12 protein-coding genes and 1 pseudogene are annotated in these 17,217 nt (G+C 69.1%); 9 read left to right on the plus strand and 4 right to left on the minus strand.

Annotated elements, in window-relative coordinates; genetic code table 11:
* Nucleotides 1-445: 445 nt before the first annotated feature.
* Nucleotides 446-991 (minus strand): hypothetical protein, encoded by a 546-nt coding sequence (locus ACFV9O_RS34840; protein WP_385425420.1) that lies wholly within the window; start codon nt 989-991, stop codon nt 446-448.
* A gap of 112 nt (nt 992-1,103) precedes the next feature.
* Here ACFV9O_RS34840 and ACFV9O_RS34845 point away from each other — a divergent pair, with 112 nt between their 5' ends.
* Together ACFV9O_RS34845 and ACFV9O_RS34850 are read left to right on the plus strand one after the other, a co-directional pair.
* A complete protein-coding gene (locus ACFV9O_RS34845) occupies nt 1,104-1,454 on the plus strand; it encodes a hypothetical protein (RefSeq protein WP_385425422.1) in 351 nt (116 codons plus the stop codon).
* A 79-nt stretch (nt 1,455-1,533) separates the two neighbouring features.
* Nucleotides 1,534-1,812, plus strand: a pseudogene (locus ACFV9O_RS34850) (SDR family NAD(P)-dependent oxidoreductase); the annotation flags it as partial.
* A gap of 102 nt (nt 1,813-1,914) precedes the next feature.
* On the opposite strand, the gene ACFV9O_RS34855 reads toward ACFV9O_RS34850, so the two are convergent.
* Both ACFV9O_RS34855 and ACFV9O_RS34860 read right to left on the minus strand, forming a co-directional pair.
* A complete protein-coding gene (locus ACFV9O_RS34855; protein WP_385425424.1) occupies nt 1,915-4,437 on the minus strand; it encodes a discoidin domain-containing protein in 2,523 nt (840 codons plus the stop codon).
* Nucleotides 4,438-4,620: 183 nt separating this feature from the next.
* Complete coding sequence (locus ACFV9O_RS34860) at nt 4,621-7,920, minus strand: LamG-like jellyroll fold domain-containing protein (protein ID WP_385425427.1); 3,300 nt, start codon at nt 7,918-7,920, stop codon at nt 4,621-4,623.
* 569 nt (nt 7,921-8,489) lie between these two features.
* Between ACFV9O_RS34860 and ACFV9O_RS34865 the strand changes: the two genes are divergently transcribed.
* The 6 genes from ACFV9O_RS34865 (at nt 8,490) to ACFV9O_RS34890 (ending at nt 15,830) form a co-directional block, all read left to right on the plus strand.
* The gene (locus ACFV9O_RS34865; RefSeq protein ID WP_385425430.1) at nt 8,490-9,575 is read left to right on the plus strand and encodes an ABC transporter substrate-binding protein; all 1,086 of its coding nucleotides are present in this window, start codon (nt 8,490-8,492) and stop codon (nt 9,573-9,575) included.
* A 136-nt stretch (nt 9,576-9,711) separates the two neighbouring features.
* Nucleotides 9,712-11,436, plus strand: coding sequence for a sugar ABC transporter ATP-binding protein (locus tag ACFV9O_RS34870; RefSeq protein ID WP_385425433.1), 1,725 nt, complete (start codon nt 9,712-9,714; stop codon nt 11,434-11,436).
* Between the two features lie 43 nt (nt 11,437-11,479).
* A complete protein-coding gene (locus tag ACFV9O_RS34875; RefSeq protein ID WP_385425436.1) occupies nt 11,480-12,451 on the plus strand; it encodes an ABC transporter permease in 972 nt (323 codons plus the stop codon).
* Nucleotides 12,448-13,503, plus strand: a complete 1,056-nt coding sequence (locus ACFV9O_RS34880; RefSeq protein WP_385425439.1) for an ABC transporter permease — start codon at nt 12,448-12,450, stop codon at nt 13,501-13,503. The genes ACFV9O_RS34875 and ACFV9O_RS34880 overlap by 4 nt, the downstream gene beginning before the upstream one ends.
* A gap of 119 nt (nt 13,504-13,622) precedes the next feature.
* Nucleotides 13,623-14,645, plus strand: coding sequence for a LacI family DNA-binding transcriptional regulator (locus ACFV9O_RS34885; RefSeq protein WP_385425442.1), 1,023 nt, complete (start codon nt 13,623-13,625; stop codon nt 14,643-14,645).
* Nucleotides 14,646-14,738: 93 nt separating this feature from the next.
* Complete coding sequence (locus ACFV9O_RS34890) at nt 14,739-15,830, plus strand: aldose epimerase family protein (RefSeq protein ID WP_385425445.1); 1,092 nt, start codon at nt 14,739-14,741, stop codon at nt 15,828-15,830.
* A gap of 344 nt (nt 15,831-16,174) precedes the next feature.
* On the opposite strand, the gene ACFV9O_RS34895 is transcribed toward ACFV9O_RS34890, so the two are convergent.
* Complete coding sequence (locus tag ACFV9O_RS34895) at nt 16,175-16,402, minus strand: molybdopterin-dependent oxidoreductase (RefSeq protein WP_385425448.1); 228 nt, start codon at nt 16,400-16,402, stop codon at nt 16,175-16,177.
* A gap of 95 nt (nt 16,403-16,497) precedes the next feature.
* On the opposite strand from ACFV9O_RS34895, the gene ACFV9O_RS34900 reads away from it, so the two are divergent.
* Nucleotides 16,498-17,193, plus strand: a complete 696-nt coding sequence (locus ACFV9O_RS34900) for a hypothetical protein (RefSeq protein WP_385425451.1) — start codon at nt 16,498-16,500, stop codon at nt 17,191-17,193.
* Nucleotides 17,194-17,217: the final 24 nt, after the last annotated feature.

A 17,217-nucleotide genomic window follows, 5' to 3' on the forward strand; every position in this document is an offset into this window, starting at 1 on the left:
CTCTTTTTCTCCTTTTTTTTTTGTTTTTGTCTTTTCCCCGCTCCTCCCCCCCCCCCCCACCCCCCCCACGACCGCACAGTGGCCAGACGTCGAAGCACGTCGATGCAGGCCCACTCCGCGAGTCCGGCACCCCCCTCGTCAGGAGCGGACCGGTCGGCCCCGATCAGTCCCCGCTGCCGCTGCCGCTGCCGTTGTTATCGTCATCCAGCCCGACCCGCGTCCGGGTCGCGCAAGGGCCACAGCCCCCCGGCGCGGAGCCGACACGGTCAAGCCGGAGCGCCCCAGGAATGCTGGGCTCCGCAGGTGGTGCAGGGAGCGGCACGCACTTCCTCCCGTGACGCCGCTGCCCGGCCCTGCCCTGGACCTCGCGTTCCGACTGTCACTGACCGGCGAGCCATCCTCCGACCAAGGCCTTCCACGCCCTGACAGTCGCTGTGCCGCCGTGTCACGGCGCCGTTCGCAAGGCGTTGCCGACGACCTCCGCCAACTCGCCGGCGGACTCGGAAGTCAGACGGTAGAACCCCTGGAGACTGATCGAGCGCTCGAGACGGCCGTCCGCCACGTATTTCAGACCGCGGGTGTGGCCTCGGCGGTTACGCCAGGTAAGCCTCGCCAGCAGATCGCCGGGGATCGGCATGTCGAAGCGTACGGGCGTCGCGTCCACATGCACTGCCGCGGCGCCGCAGCCACCGGCGCCGAGCATCGACCAGTCGCCGTGCCCGGGAAACGCCGGGTCCTGCCACGTCGCGGGGGCGGTGCCGCAGCAGTCGCGCCGCTCCATGTCGATCACCCGCATCCGGCTCACCACGAACACGACGCACCGGTTGACGTGCAGCGCGTACACCTCGTCCCCCACACGGGCACCCGACCAGGCGGGCAGGGAGGAATGGACGCCGCTGAAGGCGACCGGCGGCCGCTCTCCAACACGGCCCGACTTGCGCAGGGCGCGGCAGGTGTCATGGGTCCACAAGACGGTGAAGGCATCAGACATGCCGTGATCCTATGAACGAGGACTGACAACTACATCTGCCCGCCCCACGGGCCGTTTTGGCGTCGTACGGTGCCGTTGGTGTGGTGCATGGCGTGTGTACTGGGAGGGCAGCGTGGACAAGCGGGAGCGTCAGCAGATGATCGCCGAGGTTCAGGCCGAGCGGGAGCGGCTGCTGCCGTTGAGGGAGGAAGCGACGCGGACCACGATCGAGTTGTTGAGGACGAGCACCGGACGCTCCGCGGAATCCGACCTCGTCCCATATCTGAATCTGGCCTATCTCCTGGGCGTCAAGCGGGCTCGGGGTGAGGACGATCTGGTGGCGTTCGCGTTGTCGCTGGCGAACTGGGCTGTCGTGGCCGTCGACGAGGTCGCGAGGTACTCCGGCCGGACGGCGGAGCAGGTCATCGACCAGTACGAGACGGAGATCATGGCAGCGAGAGAGGCCGCAGACGAGACACCTTGATGTGGGCGTACGGGCAAGAGAAGTCAACACAGGCCTTGTCCAGCCCAGTGGTGAGGTCGGGCAGGAGCTCACCGAAGTGGTGGAAGGCGTTCGTGACGCCCAGGCCCCCATCCGCCTGCACGGCAGCGCCACGCTCACCACCGAACTCGGCCATCTCGAACAGCCCCACGCGGTCCTGTGCCGCACGCACGTCGGCAACTCGGACAAGGCCTGCGTCGACGGCGTGCTCGCCCGCCACGGGCAGGCCGTTGTGCTGGTCAACAACGCCGGTGTGATGCCGCTCGCTTTCAAAGAAGCCCTGCGCGTCGACGAGTTCAACCAGAAGATCGAGGTGAACCTGCGCGGCGTGCTGCACGGTATCGCGGCGGTCCTCCCCTCAATGCGCGAGCGCCGGTCCGGGCGGATCATCAACGTCATGCCGGCCGTCGTCGGGAACCTGACGTCCGGCAGAAACCGCCGCTCACCCCGCCTCAGCCCGGGTGACATCGCCCGTGACACGCAGCGAGCCGTCGCTGAGCCGGGACTGGACCAGCAGGCGCAGCGGCGCCTGCGCACCGTGCGGCAGATCGGCGGGAGCCGTCACCAGCCACGGTGTCCGCAGCGTCTGTCCGGCTCCGACCGGTCTTGGGCGGACCGGCTCGCGAGGCGTGGCCTGCCAGCCGCGGGGCGCCAGCAGCTCCGGGTGGACGACCACGGTGCCGGTTGCCCTCACCGTGGTCGTGACCTCCACCGCCTTGCCCGGCTGCACTGCGATCAGCCCTTCCGGCCCCGTCTCGATCGCGACGTCGAGTCGTGGGTCCTCGGCACGCCACGACTGCCAGGCGCTCACCCCCACGCCTCCGCCTCCGCCGCGCAGCGCGGTGAGCCGCAGCCCGTCGGTCGTGACGGTGCGGTCGAGGAGGACTCGGTTGAGGACGCCGCGCTGCGGGGTGGCCGGGGCACGGCGCTGGCCGGGCAGCGGATGCCAGTCCCCGGTCTCGGTGCGGTACTCGAGTGCGTATGAGTCGGGGGTGCGGACACCGCCGCCGTCGTCGTAGAAGGAGATCCGGATGTCCGACACGGGGGTGGGGACGCCCAGGTCGACGGCGAGCCAGTCGGTGCCGTTCGGGCTCTGGTAGTTCGTCCACCGTGACGGCGGTGTGTCGATGTGCAGGTCCTGCCCGTCGATCGCCCTGGCCGGACTGTCCAGGTGGAACGTGTACGAGGCACTTGCGGCCGGGTACCCGCTGCGGGCGACGTTCGCGAGGTCGTCGACGACTCGGGGCGGTGTCCGGCGGTGCACGGCCCGGCCTGTGTCGAGGCGCACGGGGTCGAGGCCGTTCTGGCGATGCACCCGCCTGCCGTCGAGCCACACGGTCAGGCCGGCTCCGCGGCCGTACGTCGTGCCGTAGCGGTCCCACAGGACGGTGAGGTTGCGGCCCTGGTAGGCGAGGTTCTCCACCGCGAAGTGGTCCCATTCCTTCGGGGCGAGCGGTGCGATCTCGACACTGGTCCCGGCCTGGGGGCGGATCCCCAGCAGGCCGGAGAGTACGAGGTCGTTGAAGGTGGAGTGGTTGTAGTCCTCGCTGTGCCCGCGGCCGTCGTAGATCCAGCGGTCCTCGTCCGGGTGGTGTGCCTCGGCGACGTAGGGCTCCCCGTTCTTGCGGTGGGTCAGGGCGTACCTGCGGAGCGCGACGTAGTAGTCGGCGCGGCCGACGTAGGGCTGGCCGGGGTAGTCGATGAGGAGGTTCGCCAGCGCGGTGAGTGTGTGGCTGGTGGAGAACGGCCAGCTTGGACCGTTCCACCGGCAACAGCCGTGGAGTGCCTCGTGCATGAACCACGGGCTGCGCCGCTCGACCGTCGTCGGCCCGAAGGGTGCGGCGAAGCCCTGGGGGTCGGTCAGCTGGGCCCACGCGGCGGCGTTCTCGGCCGGAGCCATGTGGAAGTACCACGGTAGGAAGCCGATCTGCTCCCGGTCGGCAATCTTGTGCCGGTCGGGATTGCCATCGCGCATGACGTGCTTGTAGAACTGGTCCTCCTCGTCCCACAGCCAGCGCTCCTGGTTCGCCCGCAGCGCCGCCGCGCGGTCGTCGTACCGCTGGGCCTTCGCACCGTCACCGGCCCTGTCCCGCAGCCGCAGCAGTGTGGCGATCGCCTTGGCGTCGCCGTACTGGTACGCGTTGAGCGTGGGGCGGAACCCGTCGCCGCCGTGGTAAGGGCCGTCGCTCTGGTAGGCGCTCGCCGTGTACTCCATCGCGTCCCACACCGGCGTCTGCCAGTACAGGCCGAGTTCCTTGTCGTACTGCGGAGCCCACTTCTCCCACTGGCGCTCCAGCTCGGGAAGGCGGTCGAGCGCGAAGTCCCATCTTCCGTCCGCCGACGCCCGGGCCACGACGGCGTCGGCGATCCAGAACGAGTACTGGTGCGCCCAGTCGGTCGTGTTCTTGTTGAGGAAGTCCGTGGCCGGCTTGGGCCCGGAGCCGCTGCCGCGCAGCCAGTAGTCGATGTAGTCGTCGAGGTAGCGGCTGTCGCGCAGCCAGCGGGCCTCGCGGACGTGGTGGGCTGCCGCGGCTACGATTCCGCCGTTCGGCGCGGAGTAGCCGACCGGGCCGAGGAACTCCGAGAAGATCCAGCCCTCTTCGGCCCCGGCGTACTTCAGTGCGTGCTTGATCACCCGCCACCGGTAGTAGTAGGTGTCCTTGATCGCCTGGTCGGGCACGTCGACGAAGGGGATGTTGGCTTCGTACCACTCCGCCTCCACGATGTCGCCGAGCAGTGCCTGGTGATCGAGGACCGTGGTGCCGGGGCCAACGTCGGGGTACATGGGGAGCCCGGCCGGCCGGATCCCGGCCGGGGCGCCGGAGGGTCCGGGCCGGCGGGCGTCGGCGCCGGGCGGGGGGGGGCCGGTCCGGGCGACGGCGCCGGGCGCGAGGGGGCTGGTCAGGGCGGCGGCACCCAGGGTCAGCGCTCCGCTGTGCAGGAACTGTCGTCGGTCGAGGGGCATGCGGGTGCTCCGTCTCTCCGTACCGGTGGGCGGGTCAGGCATGGCGCGGGGCTGCCGCTTCGGCTCGAGGCGGTGCTCGCGGGGCAGGTCCGGAAGCCGGCGGCAGGACTCCGGCGTTGCCGCCGGGTGTGCGGGTTCCCGGCGAGCGGACCGTGGCCCACTCGCCGGGTCTCCAGGCGACGGTCAGGACTGCGGTTTCTCCTGGGCGTGGAGCGCGCTCACCTCCTCGGCGGTGAGCGCCTTGTCGTAGGCGTGGACCTGGTCGATCGCGCCGTGCCAGAAGTCGACGTTGCCGCCGCTCCACTGGGCGCGGCCGACGGAGAGCGGTCCGGTGCTGACGTCGGCCGGGCCGGGGGCGGCCGTCGCGACGAGCTTGCCGTCGAGGTACAGCTCGATCTTGTTGCCCGCGGTGTCGCGCACGCCGACGAGGTGGTACCAGCGGCCCAGTTCGGGCTTGGTCTCCAGGCGGGCGCGGTTGCCGCCGGGCGTGCTGAAGGCGAAGGCGCCCTGCCCGTACTGCAGGTAGAACGGGTTCTCCTGGCGCCGGCCGTCCTGGCTGACGGCGGTCGCGTAGTTGCCGGGGAGGGAGTCGAGCGTGACCCAGGCGGAGATGGAGTAGCTCTTGGTGGTGTCGAGCACGGGGCCGTCGGTCTCGGCGAACTGGCCCTGGCCGTCGAACTTCAGCGCGCTGCCGCTGACGCCGGGGGTCCAGGTGGTGCCTTCGGTCAGCTGCAGGGGCTTGTTGTTGGGGCCGGCGTCGCCGGCGGTGGTGCCCTTGCCCTCGTCGAGGGCCCAGGAACCGCCGCCGCTCAGCTCGTCCCGTTCACCGGCGGCGGCGCCCGCGGCGATGACCTTGCGGTTGATCTCGCGCACCCTGACCGGGTCGATCTTGATCTCCCGGCGGTCGTAGGTGTAGAGACCGTTGAGCTCGTTCTCCAGGTCGGAGATCTGCGTGTACACCGAGCCGGAAAGCTCGGCTCCGGCTGCCTCGAGGTAGAACCGCTCGGTGTTCTCTACGTACTTGCGCGTCAGTGCCTCCTTGTCGGCGACACCGCTGTAGATCACCGTCGGCGCGCCGGGCCACATGTGGCCCGGGGTGCGGAGTGTGAACCCTCCGTGCTCGCCGTCCATCGCCGCCCGGTTCTCGTCGGGAAAGGCCGGGTCGGTGTTGTTGTAGTCGTGGTGGTCGATGATGTCGCCCTTGCCCGAGTCGCCCTTGGAGTTGCAGCAGTTGACACCGCTGTGGGCGTTGACGACCCGGGAGGGGTCGGCGGCCTTGACGGACTCGGCGATGCGGCCGCTCTCCTCGCGGTTCCACTCGCCCCAGCCCTCGTTGAAGACGATCCAGCCGATGACCGAGGGCGAGTTGTGATGCTGCCGCATCATCTCCCGGCCCTGGTCGACGAAGGCCCTCCGGCCCGTCTCGTCGGTGAGGTTCCCGGAGACGAAGTCCTGCCAGACCAGGAGGCCGAGCTTGTCCGCGTGGTAGAACCAGCGGGGCGACTCCACCTTGATGTGCTTGCGGACGGCGTTGAAACCGAGCTTCTTGTGGGCCTCGAGGTCGAACGCGAGGGCCTTGTCGCTAGGCGGGGTGTAGAGGCCGTCCGGCCAGAAGCCCTGGTCGAGCGTGGCGAGGGAGAAGATCGGCTTTCCGTTGAGCATCAGCTTGCGGAAGCCTCCGACCGTCTCGATCCCGATCTTCCGCATGCCGAAGTAGCTGTCGATGGTGTCGGTCGACCTGCCGTCGGTCAGTTCGACGTCGAGGTCGTAGAGGTAGGGGTCGTCGGGGCTCCACAGGTGCTGCTCGGCCACGGGCAAGCGCAGCTTGCTGTTGGCCGGCCCGCTGACCTTGCCGACGACCTTGCCGCTGGCGTCGCGGGCGACGGCCTCGACACGGGCATTGGGGGACGCGTCGTCGGACTCGACGGTCACTGCCAGGCTGCTGGTGTCGATGTCGGGCGTGGTGACGACGTTGTCGATCGAGGCGTCGGCGACGGGCTCCATCCAGACCGTCTGCCAGATGCCGGACGACTGGGTGTAGAAGATGCCGCCCGGATTGGTGGACTGCTTGCCCATCGGCTGGTTCGCGCCGCCGGTGTCGGTGACTGCGACGACGACCTCCTGCGGTCCGGTGCCCTTGAGCGCGTCGGTGACGTCGGCGCTGAAGGCGTTGTAGCCGCCGGTGTGTTCGGCGACCTGCTTGCCGTTGACCCAGACGCGGGCCCGGTAGTCGACGGCGCCGAAGTTGAGCTTCAGCCGGTTGCCGTTGCCGACCTTCCAGTCCTTGGGCACGTTCACGAGCTTGCGGTAGAACATGTGGTCCTCGTGCCGCTCGATCCCGGAGAGCTGTGACTCGACCGGGAACGGCACGATGATCTTCTCGTCGAGGCCTTTGCCGAAGACCGGCTGCTCGCCCGCGCCTGCACCGCTGAACTGCCAGGGGCCGTTGAGGTTCTTCCAGTTGTCGCGCACCTGCTGCGGGCGGGGGTACTCGGGCAGCGGGTTGTTCTCGTCGAGCTCGTCGCCCCATGCGGTGGTGAGCCGGTGGGTGGAGGCGTTCTGCGCGAAGCGGATGATCTGCGGCACGGTCTCGTCGCCGGCCTTGAGGCCGCCTTCGCCGTCGTAAACGACCTTGACCTGCTGGTTCTTCTGGATCGGCTCGGCGAGGGTGACGATGAGGGAGTTCGGGTCGCTCGGGGCGACCGCGACCGCCTTGATCGGCATGGCCGTAGTGTCGGCCTCGATCTTCAGGTGGTCCTTGACCGCCTGCATGTCACTGACCCTGTTCTCGAACCTCGCCCTCAGCCTCCGGCCGTCATCGGCGACGGACAGCTCCACCGGGTAGACCTCGAAGCCGGCCGGCGGGGTGAACGCCGATTCCGGCACCAACTGCTTGGGCAATGCCGGAGTCGACCAGCGCAGGAACATGTTCGCCCCGCCGACGTCCTGGAACATCTCCAGACGGAAGTCGTACTTCTGACCGGCGGTCAGCTCGACCGGCGCGCTGGTCTGCTCCCTGTCCCAGTCGCCCACCCAGTGGTCGATGACCGGCTTGCCGTCGATGAAGAGCCGGAAGCCGTTGTCGCCGATGCCGTGGAACGTGTAGTCACCGGTGGCCGGTGCCTCGATCTGGCCAGTCCAGCGAGCGGTTGTGTGCTCTGACCTTCCGGTCAGCGTCTCGAAGGTGGTCGTGAGTCCGGGAAAGTTGATCTGCGGATCGAGCGAGGTGCCGCCGAGCTCCGCGAAGTCCCGGGCACCCGGCGCCGACATGCTGAAGTACTCACCCTTCAGGCCGTGCACCTCGATGGCGGCATTCTCGGCGGTGCGGTTCTCGGCAGGGGCCCTGTCTGCGGAGGACATGACCGCGCTGGTCGGCTCCGCGGCCGATGCGGTGGGAACCAGGCCGCTCGTCGGCAGCACCAGGGCGGCAGCGGTCAGGAGCGCCCACACTCTGGCTCGTGGGCGGGTGTGTTGTCTTGTCATCGAATCTTTCCTCGTACAGAGGGGATCAGGAACCGGACCTGGGAGGGGCGGAACGGCTGAACGGCTCCGGCGAGGTGCCGTGCTCAGCTCGAGGCCATGGCACATGGCGGGTCGCCGCACAGTCTCGTGAACGTGCTCCGACCGGCGGCGAACCGGATCGGCAGGACACCGGCGCAGGAGCGACCGACCGCAACGGCCGGCAGGCGTTTCAACGTTGGAAAACTGTTTTGCAGCGGAATGACAGCACGCCCTCCGGCGGCTGTCCAGACCCCTCACACAACTCGCCTGACCCGACGTCATCATCAGCAAGAGGGCGGGCAGTTCACGGCTCGGACGCATCCCGGAAACGTCGCACCGCACTCTTGCCGCGCACGCTCCACCAGCGTTATAACGTTGTAAAGCCGGAGCCGCCGACGCCGTACGGAGGTTTCGAGGCTCGCGTCTGCCCAGGTCAGGACCGCACTGACCAAGCCTGCCGGACATCCGGAACAGGCCGGTTCTCTGTCTATCCACCCCGCCCGACCGCACGCCACTCGGCGGTGCTGTCCCCCGCCAAGGAGTGTCCTCCCATGACCCTTCCGCAGCGATCCCGCACGCTCGCTGTCGCCTCTCTGGTCGCCGCCACCGCCGCGCTGGCCCTCTCCGGGTGCGCCAAGTCGGAGACCTCGAACAACGCCGGCGGCGACAGCGGCCAGGCCGCCCAGGCGGTCCAGACACCGGCGGCGTCCTCCGGTCCCGGCTGCAAGCTGGAGACCTACGGCGCTCCGAAGCTCGACCTGAAGAACGCGGTCGTCGGCTTCTCCCAGTCGGAGAAGGAGGCCAACCCGTTCCGGATCGCCGAGACGCAGTCCATAAAGGACGAGGCCGCCAAGCTCGGCGTGAAGAAGCTTCTGACCACCAATGCCCAGTCCCAGCTGTCCAAGCAGATCAGCGACATCCAGGACATGCTCGCGCAGGGCGCCCAGTTCCTCATCGTCGCACCCCTCAACTCCGACGGTCTGGAGCCGGCATTCCAGGCAGCCGCGGCGAAGAAGGTGCCCGTCCTCACGATCGACCGCAAGGTCAACGCCACGGCCTGCAAGGACTATCTCGCCTTCCTCGGCTCCGACTTCGTCGAACAGGGCAAGCGGTCGGCCGACGCGATGATCAAGGTGACCGGCGGCAAGGGCAAGGTCGCGATCCTCCTCGGCGCGTCGGGGAACAACGTCACCACCGACCGCACCAAGGGCTTCGTCGACCGGATCGAGGCCAAGGCGCCAGGTCTGGAGATCGTGGCCCAGCAGACCGGTGAATTCGCCCGCGACAAGGGTCAGCAGGTCATGGAGCAGCTGATCCAGTCCAAGCCCGACATCACCGCCGTCTACGCGGAGAACGACGAGATGGCACTCGGCGCCGTCACCGCCCTGAAGGCCGCCGGAAAGACCCCGGGCAAGGATGTCAAGATCGTCTCCATCGACGGCACCCGCAACGCCGTCCAAGCCCTGGCCAACGGCGAACTCAACGCCGTCATCGAGTCCAACCCCCGCTTCGGCCCGCTCGCCTTCGCCACCGCGCGGAAGTTCTACGCCGGCGAGGAGATCCCGGAGAACGTCATCATCGCCGATCGCGAATACGACGAGTCCAACGCCAAGGCCTCCATCGGCGGAGCGTACTGACCGGTCCCCTCTTCGGGCTCCGGCTCCTGATCCGGCCTTGTCCGCACACAAGGCCCTGGCCCGCTCCGGGCCGCCACAGTGTTCGCTGCCCGTGGCGGCCCGGGTCCCACCATCGAACTCCGGAAGGCCACGTTTCATGGCACCCCCCGAAGCGGCAGCGCCCGCGGCGACCGGCACACAGCCGGCAGCCGCGCCGACGGTGCTGGAGGCTCGCGGCGTCGGCAAACGCTTCCCCGGCGTGGTCGCCCTCGACGACGTCTCGTTCAGCTTGCGCGCGGGTGAGACCCACGCGCTCGTCGGCGAGAACGGCGCGGGCAAGTCGACCCTGATCAAGGTACTCACCGGCGTCCACCGCCCGGACGGCGGCGAGTTGCTGTTGTCGGGGCGGCCGGTGAACTTCGCCCGCCCCTTCGAGGCCCAGCAGGCCGGCATCTCCACGATCTATCAGGAGGTGAACCTGGTTCCGCTGATGAGTGTGGCGCGCAACATCTTCCTCGGCCGCGAGCCCCGCACCCGGCTCGGGCTGATCGACTTCGCGCGCATACACAGCGAGGCGGCCGCCCTCCTCGGTGGGTTCGGCGTCACCGTCGACCCCCGCCGGCCCCTCCACACCCTCGGGATCGGCACACAGCAGATGGTCGCCCTCGCCCGTGCGGTGTCCGTCAAGGCGCAGGTGGTCGTCATGGATGAACCCACCTCGTCCCTTGAACCGCGCGAGGTCGAGACCCTGTTCCGGGTCATCGGCGATCTGCGGCGGCAGAACATCGCCGTCGTCTACGTCAGCCACCGCATGGACGAGCTGTACCGCATCTGCGACCGGGTCACCGTGCTCCGCGACGGCAAGCACATCCACACCGGCGACCTGGCCGGACTCGATCGCATGCAGTTGGTGTCCATGATGCTCGGTCGCGAGATCACCGAGGTCCGCAGGCACGGCGTGACGAGCTTCGGCGAGGAGAGCCACGACATCGCGCGCAAGCCCGTCCTCATCGCCACCGGTCTGACCCGCAAGCACCAGTTGGACGACGTGTCGCTGCAACTCCACCCCGGCGAAGTGCTCGGCCTCGGTGGTCTTCTGGGCTCCGGCCGCAGCGAGACCGCCAAGGCCCTCGCCGGCGCTCTGCCGCTCGAAGCGGGGGATATCAGCGTCAACGGCACCTCTCTCGGCCGGTTCTCCTCCTCGAGCGCCATCCGTGCCGGGATCAGCCTCCTCCCGGAGGATCGCAAGGCCGAGGGCATAGTGCCCGGCCTGTCGGTCCGCGAGAACATCGTGCTCGCCGCGCTGCCCCGGCTCTCGCGCGCCGGCATCGTCTCGCGGAGACAGCAGGACCGTGTCGTCGACATCTTCATGAAGCGCTTGCGCATCAAGGCGTCGAGCGCCGAGCAGAAGGTCGGCGAACTCTCCGGCGGGAACCAGCAGAAGGTCCTGCTGGCCCGTTGGCTGTGTCTCGAGCCGAAGGTACTGCTGCTCGACGAGCCCACCCGCGGCATCGACGTCGGCGCCAAGGCCGAGGTGCAAGCGCTCATCGACGAGCTGGCCCAGGAAGGGCTCGCCGTGCTGCTGATCTCCTCCGACATCGAGGAACTCATCGAAGGGTCCGACCGGATCGTGGTGCTGCGCAGCGGAGCCACGGCCGGCGAACTGACCGGCGATCAGGTCTCGGAGAGTGCCCTGCTCGCCGTGCTCGCCGACCACTCCGCTGCCGTCGGCCCTCCCGTGGCAGACAGCGAAGTCGCCGGCACCGCACGGAGTACCGCCACCACGGGGGACGCCATCGCCGCCACCGCAGACAGCACCGACGTCGGCACCGATGCGCACGTCCCGGCCCAGGCGACGGCCGGCAAGGAGGACCCGCGATGACCCCGAGCACCCACCTGGCGCCCGCAGAAAGGATGGTGGACCAGTGACCACCCAGGCGACCGCGGCGCCGACACGCAGCCTGTCGCGGCTGAGCGGGCCCGCATGGCTCCAGGAGCACGGCGTCTACGCGGCGGTGGCCGCGCTCCTGGTCTTCAACGCGGTCTTCACCGAGCACTTCCTCACCGTCGACAACCTCCGCACCCAGCTCATCCAGGTGGCCCCGGTCGTCATCGTGGCGCTCGGCATGGCGCTGGTGATCGGCACCGAGGGCGTGGACCTCTCGGTGGGTTCCGCCATGGCACTGGCCGCGGCGCTGCTGCCGCTGTACCTCGGCTACGGGCTCGTGCCCGCCCTGCTCATCGCGCTTTTCGCCGGTGCTGCGGTCGGCGCCGTCAACGGCACACTGGTGTCCGTGGTGGGGCTCCAACCCATCGTCGCCACCCTCGCCCTGTTCGTCGGCGGGCGCGGTCTCGCCCTCGTCATGGCGGACGGCCAGCTGAAGCAGATCACCAACCCCGGCCTGCTGTCGCTCGGCACCGGAAGCCTCCTCGGCATCCCGCTGGTCGTCCTCATCGCCGCTGTGCTGGCGCTCGCGATGGCTTTCCTCGTACGCCGGACCACCTTCGGGAGGCAGATCGTCGCGATCGGCGGCAACCGCTCCGCCGCGGTGCTTGCCGGGCTGCCTGTCAAACGCGTCCTGACCGGTGTCTACATCCTGTGCGGCGTGCTCGCCGCGCTGGCGGGCATCCTCGCCACCGCCCGTCTCACCGCCAGCGACCCGTCCTCGCTGGGAAACCTGATGGAACTGTCCGCGATCACCGCCGTCGTCGTCGGCGGGACCCCTCTCACCGGAGGCTCCATCCGCGTGCTGGGCACCGTCGCCGGAGCGCTGCTGATGCAGTTGCTGCGCGCCACGCTCGTCAAGCACGACCTGCCCGACTCCACCGCCCAGATAGCCCAGGCGGCCATCATCATCGTCGCCGTCTACGTCGCACGGGAGCGCCGATCCCGATGAAACTCGTCCCACCACCCGCTGCCTCCGGGAGCGGCACCCTTGCGCCCGCGCCCCTCGGGGGCGGAGCCGGCACGGAACCCGCGGGCGCCGAGCTCTCCGGCAAGGAACGTCTCGCCTCGCTCGTCCAGCGTCAGGGTGTCCTCGCGGTCCTGCTCCTCGTCATCCTGATCGCCTCCTTCGTCTACCCCACGTTCGCCACCCTCGACAACGCCCGCGGGGTGACCGTGCAGGCGTCCTTCCTCGCCGTCGTGGCGCTGGGCATGACCATGGTGATCATCACCGGGGGCATCGACCTGTCCGTCGGCTCGGTCTTCGCCCTCGGCGGCGTACTCGCCGCGTGGGCCTCACAGTGGGGCCTCCTGCCGGCCTTGCTGCTACCGCTCGCCGTGTGCGGAGCGATCGGCGTGCTCAACGGCGTGCTCATCGCACGGGCGGGCATGGCGCCCTTCATCGTCACACTCGCCTCCCTGCTGGGCGCCCGCGGACTGCTGCTCGCCATCACTGACGAAGGCGCCACCACCTATCTCGTGCCCAAGGACTCGGCTTTCGCCGAACTCGGCCAGGGCAGCATCTGGGGCTTCGGCCATCCGATCCTGATTGCCCTCGTGCTCTTCGGCGCCGGCGGCCTGGCACTGCAGCGCACCTCGTTCGGCCAGACCCTGTTCGCCGTGGGCGGCAGCAGCGACGCCGCAACCCTCATGGGGCTTCCCGTCGCACGAACCAAGATCATCGTATATCTGCTCAGTGGGCTCCTGGCCGGCCTCGCCGGGGCCGTCAACGCGGCGCGGCTGTCCTCCGGTGTGACGATCATCGGCACCGGGATGGAACTCGACGCCATCGCGGCCGTGGTCATCGGCGGAACGCTCCTCGTCGGCGGTGCCGGATCCGTCAGCGGCACCCTGTGGGGGGTGCTCCTGCTCGCAGTGATCCAGAACCTCATCAACCAGATCGGTTCACTCAACTCCTCGTACCAGTCCGTGGTCAGCGGCGGGTTCCTCATTCTCGTGGTGGTCGCGCAGCGTTATCTGGCACGCAGCCGAAGAACAGTCTGAAACCGGCCGGGATCCCCGCGGACGCGAGTACGCCAGGTCCTGGCACCCTCCCGGAGCCCGGAAAGCACCGGACACCCGTCCCGTTCCCATGCCGAACAAAGCCGAGTAAGAGGAGTGTCGTGGGCGTCAGCCTCAAGGACGTCGCGCAGCGGGCAGGCGTGTCGATCAAGACCGTGTCGAACGTGGTGAACAACTACCCCCACGTCACGCCCCAGATGCGGGCCAAGGTGCAACAGGCCATCGACGAGCTCGGCTACCGTCCCAATCTCACGGCGCGCCATCTGCGCAAGGGACGGACCGGCATCATCGCCTTCGCCGTCCCCGAGCTCGGAAACCCCTACTTCGCGGAGCTGGCCGGCGCCGTCATCGACGCCGCGGCGGTGCACGACTACACCGTCCTCGTCGACCACACGGCCGGCCTGCGCGAGCGGGAACTGCTGGTGAGCCAGGAGTTCCGGGCGCACGTCATCGACGGGCTCATCCTCAGCCCCATCCATCTGGAGAACGAGGATCTGCTCGCCCGGCAGGAGACATCCCCGCTGGTGCTGCTCGGTGAACGGGAGTATGAGGCACCCTACGACCAGATCGCCATCGACAACGTGGCCGCGGCGCGCACCGCGGTCCGCCATCTTCTGGACCTCGGCCGACGCCGGATCGCCTTCCTCGGCTCGCGTACCAGCCGTGAGCGCCAACCCGCCCATCTGCGGTTGCGCGGCTGGCGGGAGGAGCTCGCCGCGGCCGGTCTGGAGCCGGACGAAAACCTGGTCGTCGCCACGGACGGTTATGGCCGTGCCGACGGCGCCGAGGCCATGGCCGAGCTGCTGGAGCGCGGCGAACGGCCCGACGCCGTTTTCGCATACAACGACCTGATCGCCCTCGGAGCCATGCGGACGCTCACCGAACGCGGCCTCGAGGTTCCCCGCGACGTCGCCATGGTCGGCTTCGACGACATCGAGGAGAGCCGCTACGGCGCCATCACCCTCACGACCATCTCCCCCGACAAACCGGCCATCGCCCGCCTGGCCGTCGACCGGCTCGTCGAACGACTCACCGGAGGAACCGTGTCCGAGCCGCAGCGGATCAGGCCCGGATACCGACTCATCGTCAGGGAGTCGACCCACATCGGCCGGCCAGGCGTATAGCGGGCGCCGACGGCCCTGCCACGACGGCCGGCCCATCCACCGCCCACAGCCGACCCGTTCCCTGCGAACGCCCGCTCGCCAAGAGGACTGATCATGCCCCGACCCACCGTGCACCACAGGCCGTTCGGCACCGCCCCGAGTGGCCAGGACGTCGACCTGTGGCGACTGGAATCCGGTTCAGGCGTGCATGCCGAAATCATCACCTACGGCGGCATTTTGCACGCCCTCGGCGTGCCCGACACCGCGGGCGACACCGCCTCCGTCGTCCTGTCGCTGGCCTCCGTCGACCAGTACGCCGAGAAAAGCTCCTACTTCGGTGCCCTCATCGGCCGCTACGCCAACCGCATAGCCCACGGCCGCTTCACCCTCGACGGAGCGACGTACCACATCCCCGTCAACGACCGCGGCCACGCGCTGCACGGCGGGCCCGAAGGCTTCGACACAAAGGTGTGGCAAGCCACTTCGGCGGCGGACGGTGACAGCACGGCGGTACGGCTGACGCTGCACAGCCCGGACGGCGACATGGGGTTCCCCGGTGCGCTCGACATGACCGTCACGTACGCGCTCGATGTCTCGGGCACGCTGTCGGTCGAATACACGACGGTGACGGACCGGCCCACCGTGGTCAACGCCACCAACCACGCCTACTTCAACCTGGCCGGCGGCGGCGACATCCTGGGCCACACCCTCCAGGTCGACGCCCCCGCCTACCTGCCCGTCGGCACGGACGGCATTCCGTACGGCCCCATCGCCGACGTCACCGGCACCGCCTTCGACCTGACCTCCCCACAGCTTCTCGGGGACCGGCTCCTGGCGGCGGACGACCAGGTCCGGCAGGCCGAAGGCTACGACCACTGCTGGGTTCTGGCCGCTGAGGACGACGGCGAGCTGCGGCGCGCCGCCCGGCTGATCGCGCCGGCCGCGACGCGCGTCATGGAGGTGTGGACGACGGAACCCGGCGTGCAGGTCTACACCGCCAACCAGCTCGACGGCACCCTCATGGACGGCGCCGGCCGCTCGCACGGCCGCCACAGCGCGGTCTGCCTGGAGACGCAGCACTTCCCCGACACTCCCAACCGCCCCGACTTTCCGAGCACGGTGCTGCGCCCCGGCACGACCGGCTACAGCCGCACCGAGTTCCGCTTCCCCCACCTTGCCGGCGCCGCAAAGCCGGCGGAGTCGTGACTCCGGCTCGTCCGACCGCGTCGCGCACTCGACAGCATCCGCTGCCCTGGCACGGCACGCCGGTGCGATCACCGTTGCCGCCTCGACAGGCACCGCAGCCGCCACTGGCGAACGTGAAGGCCGTACGGTGGCCTCGGGCCGCGGTCCGCTGGTGAGCGCCCCGGCGCGCCACTCGAACCGGCGGGAATATCGCCAAGCACCCCCGTCCGGCCCATCGGGCGGCCCGATCGCAGCCAGCATGGTGAGTTACCGCACGGCCCTCACGGAGCGCCTGCCTTCGGGGAATTGCCGACGGCCCTTGGGTCCATTCAGCGACCGAAAGTTACATGACTGTTCGCCGACCTCTACCACCCCAGCTCGACGTTCTCCAGCAGCACCTCCGGGGACACGCCCTCCCACTCCGTGCCGAACTTGGACCACCTGGCCACGCAGTGCAGGTCGACCGTGGATGCCTCCGCGGGCAGTGCCGTGAACGCCGCCGACTCCCAGTAGTGCCGGGTGCCGTCCTCAGTCGTGACGGTGAGCTCCCAGTCCTCCCGGGACACGAGCGGAGTGGGGCCGGCCGAGAGCACGGGAAGTCGAAGGTATCGAACTGGGGGCCTTGTCGTTGGTGGGTACAGCTGCTTGACTCCGCCCGCCAGCACGCCAATTCGACGGGGAGGACGCCATGGAGATCACCCGCAGACGCCTGTTGTCCGCTCTGTCAGCCGCCGGTCTTCTGACGGTGATTCCCCCGCGGTCGGCGAGCGCCGCCGAGGTCGCCGAGGCCAGCGCACGTCTTCTGGCCAACACCGTGGCCGTCTTCGCCGGTACAGCCGAGACCAACGCCAGGCCGGAGACGGCCGCCAAGCTGGCCGCCGTCGCCAGGGCCGCGCGGACGCATCTGCAGTCGATGGACGCGGCGGGCCCGGACGAGCTGTTCGCCGGTCTGGTGCTCGGCACCAATGAGGCCAATCTCAACACCGCCTTCCGGCGGCTGTACGAGATCGCGCTCGCCACCCGGACACCCGGTGGCGCATCGTCGGACCTGTACGAGAACACCGCTGTGCAGCACCGGGTCATCGACGGTCTCGTCCGGCTGCACGAACGCCACTACGGCGATCAGTCCCAGGGCTACTACGGCAACTGGTTCCACTGGGAGATCGGGATCTCCCAGCACGTCAGCAAGACGCTCGCGTTCCTCTTCGACGAAGTGCAGGCCTACCGCCCGGACGTCCTGCGCACCTACGTCGCCTCGATGGACGCCTATCTCCGCAACGGCATCGACGGGGACGTGAACCTCGACTCGCGCTTCCATCGGATAGCTAGCGAGGGGACCCGTGCCTTTAGGCATGGGGGGAATCGCTTCTCAGGACTGCTCTGACCTCAACTGTGCCCACGGGTCTGC

Source organism: Streptomyces sp. NPDC059909, assembly GCF_042730885.1.
Taxonomy (GTDB): Bacteria; Actinomycetota; Actinomycetes; order Streptomycetales; family Streptomycetaceae; genus Streptomyces.

Coding starts and splice junctions, on each gene's coding strand:
- ACFV9O_RS34840 (WP_385425420.1), bottom strand. CDS start 991: ATGTCTGATGCCTTCACCGTCTTGTGGACCCATGACACCTGCCGCGCC.
- ACFV9O_RS34860 (WP_385425427.1), bottom strand. CDS start 7,920: ATGACAAGACAACACACCCGCCCACGAGCCAGAGTGTGGGCGCTCCTG.
- ACFV9O_RS34865 (WP_385425430.1), top strand. CDS start 8,490: ATGACCCTTCCGCAGCGATCCCGCACGCTCGCTGTCGCCTCTCTGGTC.
- ACFV9O_RS34880 (WP_385425439.1), top strand. CDS start 12,448: ATGAAACTCGTCCCACCACCCGCTGCCTCCGGGAGCGGCACCCTTGCG.
- ACFV9O_RS34900 (WP_385425451.1), top strand. CDS start 16,498: ATGGAGATCACCCGCAGACGCCTGTTGTCCGCTCTGTCAGCCGCCGGT.
- ACFV9O_RS34890 (WP_385425445.1), top strand. CDS start 14,739: ATGCCCCGACCCACCGTGCACCACAGGCCGTTCGGCACCGCCCCGAGT.
- ACFV9O_RS34870 (WP_385425433.1), top strand. CDS start 9,712: ATGGCACCCCCCGAAGCGGCAGCGCCCGCGGCGACCGGCACACAGCCG.
- ACFV9O_RS34855 (WP_385425424.1), bottom strand. CDS start 4,437: ATGCCCCTCGACCGACGACAGTTCCTGCACAGCGGAGCGCTGACCCTG.